Source organism: Streptomyces sp. NPDC043176 (genome assembly GCF_056436715.1).
The window spans coordinates 60,012-67,712 of sequence record NZ_JBWKCA010000033.1 but is presented as its reverse complement, the minus strand read 5'-3'; the positions used below and the strand labels follow the sequence as shown (position 1 = coordinate 67,712).

The 7,701-nt window shown below is 71.8% G+C and carries 5 protein-coding genes; 4 read left to right on the top strand and 1 reads right to left on the bottom strand.

Features of this window, described 5'->3' with window-relative positions; all coding sequences use genetic code 11:
* The first annotated feature begins 148 nt into the window (after positions 1-148).
* Positions 149-757 (top strand): helix-turn-helix domain-containing protein, encoded by a 609-nt coding sequence (locus AC067A_RS34380; RefSeq protein WP_479247136.1) that lies wholly within the window; start codon positions 149-151, stop codon positions 755-757.
* Here AC067A_RS34380 and AC067A_RS34375 read toward each other — a convergent pair.
* Positions 747-3,605 carry a glycoside hydrolase family 3 C-terminal domain-containing protein gene (locus tag AC067A_RS34375; protein ID WP_479247134.1) on the bottom strand — a complete coding sequence of 953 codons (2,859 nt, stop codon included), beginning with the start codon at positions 3,603-3,605 and terminating at the stop codon, positions 747-749. The genes AC067A_RS34380 and AC067A_RS34375 overlap by 11 nt on opposite strands.
* Before the next feature lie 338 nt (positions 3,606-3,943).
* Between AC067A_RS34375 and AC067A_RS34370 the strand changes: the two genes are divergently transcribed.
* The 3 genes from AC067A_RS34370 to AC067A_RS34360 are packed head-to-tail and all read left to right on the top strand — an operon-like array spanning position 3,944 to position 7,673.
* Positions 3,944-5,641 (top strand): twin-arginine translocation signal domain-containing protein, encoded by a 1,698-nt coding sequence (locus AC067A_RS34370; RefSeq protein ID WP_479247132.1) that lies wholly within the window; start codon positions 3,944-3,946, stop codon positions 5,639-5,641.
* 2 nt (positions 5,642-5,643) lie between these two features.
* On the top strand, positions 5,644-6,708 hold the full coding sequence (locus AC067A_RS34365) for an ABC transporter permease (RefSeq protein WP_479247131.1): 1,065 nt from the start codon (positions 5,644-5,646) through the stop codon (positions 6,706-6,708).
* Positions 6,705-7,673 carry a carbohydrate ABC transporter permease gene (locus tag AC067A_RS34360; protein WP_479247129.1) on the top strand — a complete coding sequence of 323 codons (969 nt, stop codon included), beginning with the start codon at positions 6,705-6,707 and terminating at the stop codon, positions 7,671-7,673. The genes AC067A_RS34365 and AC067A_RS34360 overlap by 4 nt, the downstream gene beginning before the upstream one ends.
* Positions 7,674-7,701 lie beyond the last annotated feature (28 nt).

Sequence of the window (7,701 nt, the reverse complement as noted above, 5' to 3'; positions counted from 1 at the left end):
CCGCAGTCATCTGGCACAACCGGACCAACGGAACACCGCTGACCAGGTCACTTACCGCCTACGACCACTGACCAACTTCGGACTTACTCGTCTAGGTCGGGGACCGGCGCGGGGTGGTCGCGCTCGGACATGAGCGCTCCTCTCCGTAGTGAAGTCGCTACTGGGAGACATCAGCGTGACCTATATGCGGCAGGTCTTCAAATCTTCAACGGATACCTCCGGAAGGAGAGTTGCGGTCAACCGCAAGGAACTGGACCCGGACGGCGGACTGGAGACGGCCTACGGCGCGCGTTTGCGCAGGCAGAGGGAGGATCGAGGCCGGAAGCAGGAGGATCTGGCGGCGCGCATCGCCTACTCGGGCAAGCACGTTTCCGCCGTCGAGACCGCCCACACATCTCCAACTCTCAAAATGTCGCGGGAGATCGACTCCGCCCTCGGCCTGGCGGGGACCGCCCAGTCGTTCGAGCGCGAGTGGCAGAAGATGAGGGCCGGGGTGTTTCTGGAGGGCTTCCCCGAGTACGTCCGCTACGAGCGCCAGGCCGTCGAGATCCGCATGTTCGAGATCGGGGTCGTACCAGTCCCTCTCCAGACGCCTCGGTACGCACAAGCGCTGGCGGCGGGCTCCGGCAGGCGCGGAAGCGTCACTGCGGACCAGGCTGGGGAGCGGGGGGACGCGCTCGCCGTTCGCACACCACGGGGGCCCGGCACCGGATCACTCCCGCGCCAGGCCCCCTCCCCACGCCGGGTCAGCCCGTGAAGTCCAGGCGCGCGAGCCGTACGGCCCCGCGCAGGGTGACGCGGAGGTCCGCGACGGCCCGGAGGTCCGCGGGGGCGGTCAGGGTGCGGTAGGCGTACGGGCCGCCGGTCGGGGCCACTTCCAGTCGGGCGAGGACGGTGTCGGGGGTGAGGGAGAGTTCGACGGTGCCTTCGCCGGCGACCGTCACGGCGGCTTGCGTCACGCCGTCGGCGAAGTCGCAGGAGCGGTAGACGAGTGTGCCCTCCTCCTCCGGTCCGGACGGGGTCACCGCGTCGCCGGAGGCCTTCGTGCGGTCGACGACGGCCGTGCCGGACTGCTCGTCGTAGTCGGCCGCGGCGAGGCCGGAGGTGAGGACGGGCCGGGGGCCGGGGGCCGTGCCGGTCAGTTCCACGCGGACCGTGCGGCGGATGTCGCCGCTCGAAGCGCCCGCCTGGATCTTGTACGCGCCGGGCTCCACGACCCACCGGCCGTGGGCCACGTCCCAGTGGCCGAGGGCGGCCAGGGGGACGTCGAAGGAGAGGGTGGCGGAGGCGCCGGGGGCGAGCGGGAGGCGCTGGTGGGCGACGAGTTCGCGGTGGGGGCGGGGGACGGAGGGGGTGACGGCGCGGGCGTAGATCTGGGCGACCTCGTCCGAGGCGACGGGGCCGGTGTTGGTGACGGTGCAGGAGATCCGGACGGTGTCGCCGTCGACGGCGGCGGTGAGTTCCTCGTAGCCGAAGGACGTGTACGACAGGCCGTGGCCGAAGGGGAAGAGGGGGGTGCCGTCGAAGTACAGGTAGGTCTGGCGGCCGCCGATCACGTCGTAGTCGAGCATGTCGGGCAGGTCGGCGTCGGAGGCGTACCAGGTCTGGGGGAGCCGGCCCGCGGGTGAGACGTCGCCGGCGAGGACGCGGGCGAGTGCGGTGCCGGCCGCCTGGCCGCCGTGGGCGGTCCAGAGGAGGGCGGGCAGGGTCGCGGCGGCGTCGGGCACGGCGTAGGGGTAGGAGGAGACGAGGACGAGGGCCGTCCGGGGGTTGGCGGCGTGTGCGGCGCGCCAGAGCCGGTCCTGGTGGGCGGGGAGGGCGAGCGTCGTGCGGTCCTCGGTCTCGCGGCCGTTGACGTGCGGGTCGTTGCCGGCGACGACGACGACCACGTCCGCCGACGCGGCGGCGCGGGCGACGGCCTCCTCGCCGCGTTCGAGGGTCTCCACGGTGAACGTCTCGGCGGAGGCGCGGTCGGCGGCAACCTTCACGCCTTCGGCGGCGACAGAGACGTAGCCCCCCGTCCCGAGGTGCACAAGGAGGTGACCGTCCCCGTGGGCTTCGAGCCGGAACGTCTCCTGCACGACCCAGCCGCCGGGTTCGTCCGCCGAGGCGCGGACGAGGCCGTCCTCGGCGACCGACAGGTAGCGGCCGTCCGGGGCGCGCAGGGTCAGCACCCCGTCGCCCCAGTCGATCAGCGCGAGCTCGGAGCCCTCGGGGTCGGCGGTCAGCGGCGGCAGGTCGGTGCGGCCGGCGACCAGGGCCGGATCGAGGGCGGCCCCGGCGTCGCGTACGGGCTCCGCGGCCCCGGCCTCCGGCACCCGCAGCCGCAGGCCGGACGCGGTGCGCAGCCTGATCCGGTCCACGCCCTCGGCGAAGTCCACCCGGTCGGCGCCGAACCGCTCCCGCAGCCCGTCCAGCGGGGAGGATCGGTGGAGCAGGGCGCCGCTGTACCAGTCCAGCTTGCAGGCGTCGCCGAGGATCCCGACGACCGCGATCCGGCCCGGGTCGGCGGCGAGCGGGAGCAGGGGCCGTCCTTCGGCCGTCGGCCCGTTGGCGAGCAGGACGACCGCCGCCTCCGCCGTCTCGCGGGCGAGCTCCCGGTGCTCGGGGGTGTCGAAGCGGTCCTCGTCGGCGTACGGGCCGGAGTCCGGGTCGAACTCGCCGAGCAGACACCGCACGGTCAGCTGTCGTCGTACCGCCCGGTCGACGTCCTCGGGGCCGATCAGGCCGCGCTCCAGGGCCCCGCGCAGCCGGCCCAGGATGACGGAGCCGTCCGTGCCGTGGTCGGTGAAGGAGTCGACGCCGGCGTGCAGCGCGGCCGCCACGGCCTCCTCGTGGGTCGCGAAGTAGGCCTGGGAGTCGGCCAGGTTGGACGGCGCGCCCGCGTCCGAGCAGACGAGCAGCTCCTGGTCCGTCCAGGTGCGCAGCTCCGTCTCCAGGTACGGGGAGAGGTGGTTGGGGCGGCCGTTGACCAGGTTGTACGCGGGCATCACTCCCGCGACCGCGCCGGCCTCGACGGCGCCGCGGAAGGCCGGCAGGTCGTACTCGTGCAGGACCCGGGGCCGTACGGAGGCGGAGGAGGTGTCGCGCGCCGCCTCGTTGTTGTGGGCCAGCCAGTGCTTGAGGACGGGCGCGGTGCGCCAGTACAGCGGGTGGTCGCCGCGCAGCCCCCGGGTGAACGCGGTGGCGGTCGCGGACGTCAGGAGGGGGTCCTCGGAGTAGCCCTCCTCGCCGCGTCCCCACAGCGGGTTGCGGAGCAGGTTCACGGTGGGCGCCCACACGTTGAGGCCGACCCGGTCGTCCTTGGCGCGCATCGCGCGCGCCTCGCGGGACACGGCCTCGCCGACCTGGCGCACGAGCTCGGGATGCCAGGTCGCCCCGAGGCCGACGGCCTGCGGGAACACGGTGGCGGGGCCCATCCAGGCGACGCCGTGCAGGGCCTCCTGGCCGGTGCGGAAGGCGGCGAGGCCGAGGCGTTCGACGCCGGGCGTGAACTGGTGCAGCAGGGCGAGGCGTTCGTCGGCGGTGAGCCGGCCGAGGAGGTCGTCGACGCGCCGGGCGACGGGGAGGGCGGGGTCACGGAAGGGCGGCCGGTCTGCGGTCACGTGCGGATCCCTTGGCAGAGGACGGGAGGGAGGTTTTCGAAGCGCTTCGATGCTCTGTGGGCCGAGAGTGGGTGTCAAGGCGTGAAAGCGGCCCATTTCCCTTGCGCTCAGGGGGTCTTGGAGACTCGTCGGAGCCGTGTGAACCCCGAGAATCTCGGCAGCTGCTCTTGCCGCGCCTGGGGCGGTCACTTAACCTCGCAGCAACATCGAAGCGCTTCGACTCAACGGTCGACGGCGCCCGGGGCCCCGCCCCGCCAGATCCATCTCCACCACCGCAGCCGGCCGGCGCCCCCCTCGGTCGCCGTATGCCCTGGCGCGTGCCATGAAGGGTTGACGCAATGACGCCGAACGCCGTCTCCACGGGCTCCCGGAGATCCACCCCGAGCCGCAGGAGCTTCCTCACGGCCACCGCCGTCGCCGCCGCGGCGGCCGGCGGCGTACCGCTGCTCTCGGCCTGCGGCGGCGGCGCGGACCCCGGGAAGAAGGACGGCACCACCACCGGCAAGGACGCCGCGAGGATCCTGCCCGCGTTCGTCGCCGGCACCGTCGTCACCCCCGACATCGCCCCGAGGAACGGCTCCGCCGCCGGATTCACCCGCGCCGTCCCGAGCGCGGAGCTCAAGGCGTCGGTACCCGTCAAGAAGGGCAAGGGCACCCCGCTCACCGTCATGGCGCCGCTCTGGGGCACCCCGCCGGCCCCCGGCAACCCGTACTACAAGGCCATGGACGAGGCCATCGGTACCGCCGTCACCTGGCAGAACCAGGACGGCAACGTCTACGACCAGAAGCTCGGCGCCGTCCTCGCCTCCAGCGAGATCCCCGACGTCGTCGTCATCCCCGGCTGGAACCTCGGCGGCAAGATCCCGACCGCCGTCAACGCCAAGTTCGAGGACCTCGGTCCGTACCTCTCCGGCGACAAGGTCAAGGCGTACCCCAACCTCGCGGCGATCCCCACCGACGCCTGGCAGCGCTCCATCTTCGGCGGCAAGCTCCGCGGCCTGCCCATGCCGGCCTCGTACGTCACCAACATCGCGCCCTTCTACCGCAAGGACCTCTTCGACGCGAAGGGCTGGCGACTCCCCGGGAGCGCCGACGAGTTCCTCGCCCTCGCCAAGGAGATCACCAGCGCCAAGGCGAAGGTCTGGGCGTGCGGCGACATGACCTGGACCGCGTACAACATGTTCGGCGTGCTGTCCGGCAGCGACAAGGCGCTCGGCTGGAACCTCGTCGACGGCAGGCTGGTCAACCGCATCGAGACGCCGGAGTACCTCGAAGCGCTGGAGTGGACCCGCAAGCTCTTCGACTCCGGGGTCGTCCACCCCGACGAGAAGGCGCAGAACCAGGGCGACACCGGCAACCGCTTCACCGCCGGCCAGGTCCTGATCTACAACAACGACCTCTCCCACTGGTACGCCAAGACCTCCGAACAGGCCGCCCGGAACCCGTCGTTCGCCATGGCCGCGATGGACATCCCGGGCCACGCGGGCGGAGCCCCGAAGCTGTGGGCCACCAACCCCGCGAACATCTGGGCCTTCGTGCGGAAGGGCAGCTCCAAGGCGGTCGTCGAGGACGTCCTGGCCATCGCCGACTTCACCGCCGCCCCCTACGGCACGAAGGAACGCATGCTCACCGACTACGGCGTCGAGGGCGTCCACCACACCGTCAAGGACGGCCTGCCCGTCAAGAACGACGCGGGCAACCTGGAGGTCAACAGCTCCTGGATGTTCGTCGCCAGCCCCGCCCCCTACGTGGCCCACCCCGACACCCCCGACGTCACCAAGGCCATGGTCGAGTGGCAGCAGCGGATGGGCGCCCTCACGGGCAAGTCGTCCTTCTACGGCATGACCGTCACCGAACCGTCCCAGTGGACCGGCCTCATGAACGACTTCGAGCAGCTGGAGAAGGACATCGTCCGCGGCCGCAGGAAGGTCTCCGACATGCAGCAGGCCGTCTCCGAGTGGAAGAGCAAGGGCGGCGACCAGCTGCGCGACTGGTACCGCAAGCTCCTCGACACCACCGGTTCCGCGGCGAGCTGACCGTGACCACGCTCGACACCGAGACGACGGACCCGGCCGCGGAGCCCGGCACGGGCCGCGGCGGGCTCCGCCGCCGTGCCCGGCGCCCGGGACCCGGCGGCGGCCGGGGCCGCGACCGCCGCCCCGAGCGCCGGACCGGGAGGATCCCCCTCGGCCGGCGCCTCCGGCGCGACCGCACGCTCCTCCTCATGACCGTGCCGGCCCTGCTCCTCGTCCTGGTCTTCAACTACATCCCGATCCTCGGGAACGTGGTCGCCTTCCAGGACTACGACCCGTACGTCTCCACCAACGGCGTCACCGCCATGCTGGAGAGCCCCTGGGTCGGCCTCGCCCAGTTCGAACGGGTCTTCTCCGACCCCGGGTTCTGGCACGCCGTCGAGAACACCCTCGTCTTCTTCCTCCTCCAGCTCCTCCTCTTCTTCCCGGTGCCCATCGCGCTCGCGCTGCTCGTCAACAGCGTGCTGCGGCCCCGGGTCAGGGCGGTCGTCCAGGCCGTCCTGTACCTGCCGCACTTCTTCTCCTGGGTGCTCGTCGTCACCGTCTTCCAGCAGATCCTGGGCGGCGCCGGCATCATCGCCCAGACCCTCAGGGAACACGGCCACGAGGGCTTCGACCTCATGACCGACCCGGAGGTCTTCAAGTTCCTCGTCACCGCCGAGGGCATCTGGAAGGACGCCGGGTGGGGCGTCATCGTCTTCCTCGCCGCGCTCGCCGCCGTCAACCAGGACCTGTACGAGGCCGCCGCCATGGACGGCGCCGGCCGGTGGCGCCGCATGTGGCACGTCACCCTTCCCGCGCTGCGGCCGGTCATCGCGCTGCTCCTCGTGCTGCGCGTCGGCGACGCGCTGACCGTCGGCTTCGAACAGCTGCTCCTCCAGCGCGACGCCGTCGGCCCCGGGGCGGCCGAGGTCCTCGACACCTTCGTGTGGTGGACCGGTCTGCGCAGCCAGGACTTCAGCTACGCGGCCGCCGCAGGACTCGTCAAGGGAGTCGTCGGCCTCGTGCTGGTGCTCTCGGCGAACAAGGCCGCCCACCTGATGGGCGAGCAGGGGGTGTACCGCGGATGACACAGCGCACCACGGCCCGGCCCGAGGGCCGGCGACCGGGACCGGGGCGGCCGCGGCGGTCCGCCGGCCGGTGGTCGGCACCCGCCCGACCCGTCTGGGAGGAGCCGCCCGGCCGGGCCGGACTCGCCGCCAAGGGCACCCTGCTCGTCCTGGCCTGCCTCGCGGTCCTCTTCCCGCTCTGGATCGTCGTCGTCACGAGCCTCTCGTCGAAGAAGACGATCACGGAGACCGGCGGCCTGGTGATCGTCCCCCGGGACCTCACCCTCGTCGCCTACCAGGAGCTGCTGAGCGGCGGCCAGGTCACCCGGGCGGCGATCGTCAGCGTCCTGGTGACCGTCACCGGCACCCTCTTCTCGATGACGGTGTCCGTCCTCTGCGCGTACGGCCTCTCCCGGCCCGGCTCGCTCGGCCACCGGTTCATCCTGCTCGTCCTGATGGCCACCATGTTCTTCGGAGCCGGCCTCATCCCCACCTACCTGCTGGTGCAGACCCTCGGCCTCACCGACACGTACCTGGCGCTGATCCTGCCGAGCGCGGTGAGCGTCTTCAACATCCTCGTGCTGCGCGGCTTCTTCATGGGCATCTCGCCCGAACTCGTCGACAGCGCCCGCATCGACGGCGCCGGAGACCTGCGCATCCTCTGGCGGATCGTGATCCCGCTGTCCAGGGCGGTGATCGCCGTCATCACCCTCTTCTACGCGGTGGGCTACTGGAGCGCCTGGTTCAACGCCTCCCTCTACCTCGGCGACCAGAACATGATGCCGCTGCAGAACGTCCTCATCCAGCTCGTGCAGAAGCAGGAGATCCCGGTCGGCCTCGGCCAGGCGGTCAAGGCCGGGAACCTCTCCGGCCTCGCCGTCCAGATGGCCGTGATGGTCCTCGCGCTGCTGCCCGTCGCCGTCCTCTCGCCCTTCGTCCAGAAACACTTCAGGAAGGGCATGCTCACCGGCGCCGTCAAGGGATGAGACCCGAAGCCCCCACCCCCCTACGGAG

Bases quoted from the DNA above. Each gene is read 5' to 3' on its own strand.
- AC067A_RS34370 (WP_479247132.1), top strand. From the start codon at position 3,944: ATGACGCCGAACGCCGTCTCCACGGGCTCCCGGAGATCCACCCCGAGC.
- AC067A_RS34360 (WP_479247129.1), top strand. From the start codon at position 6,705: ATGACACAGCGCACCACGGCCCGGCCCGAGGGCCGGCGACCGGGACCG.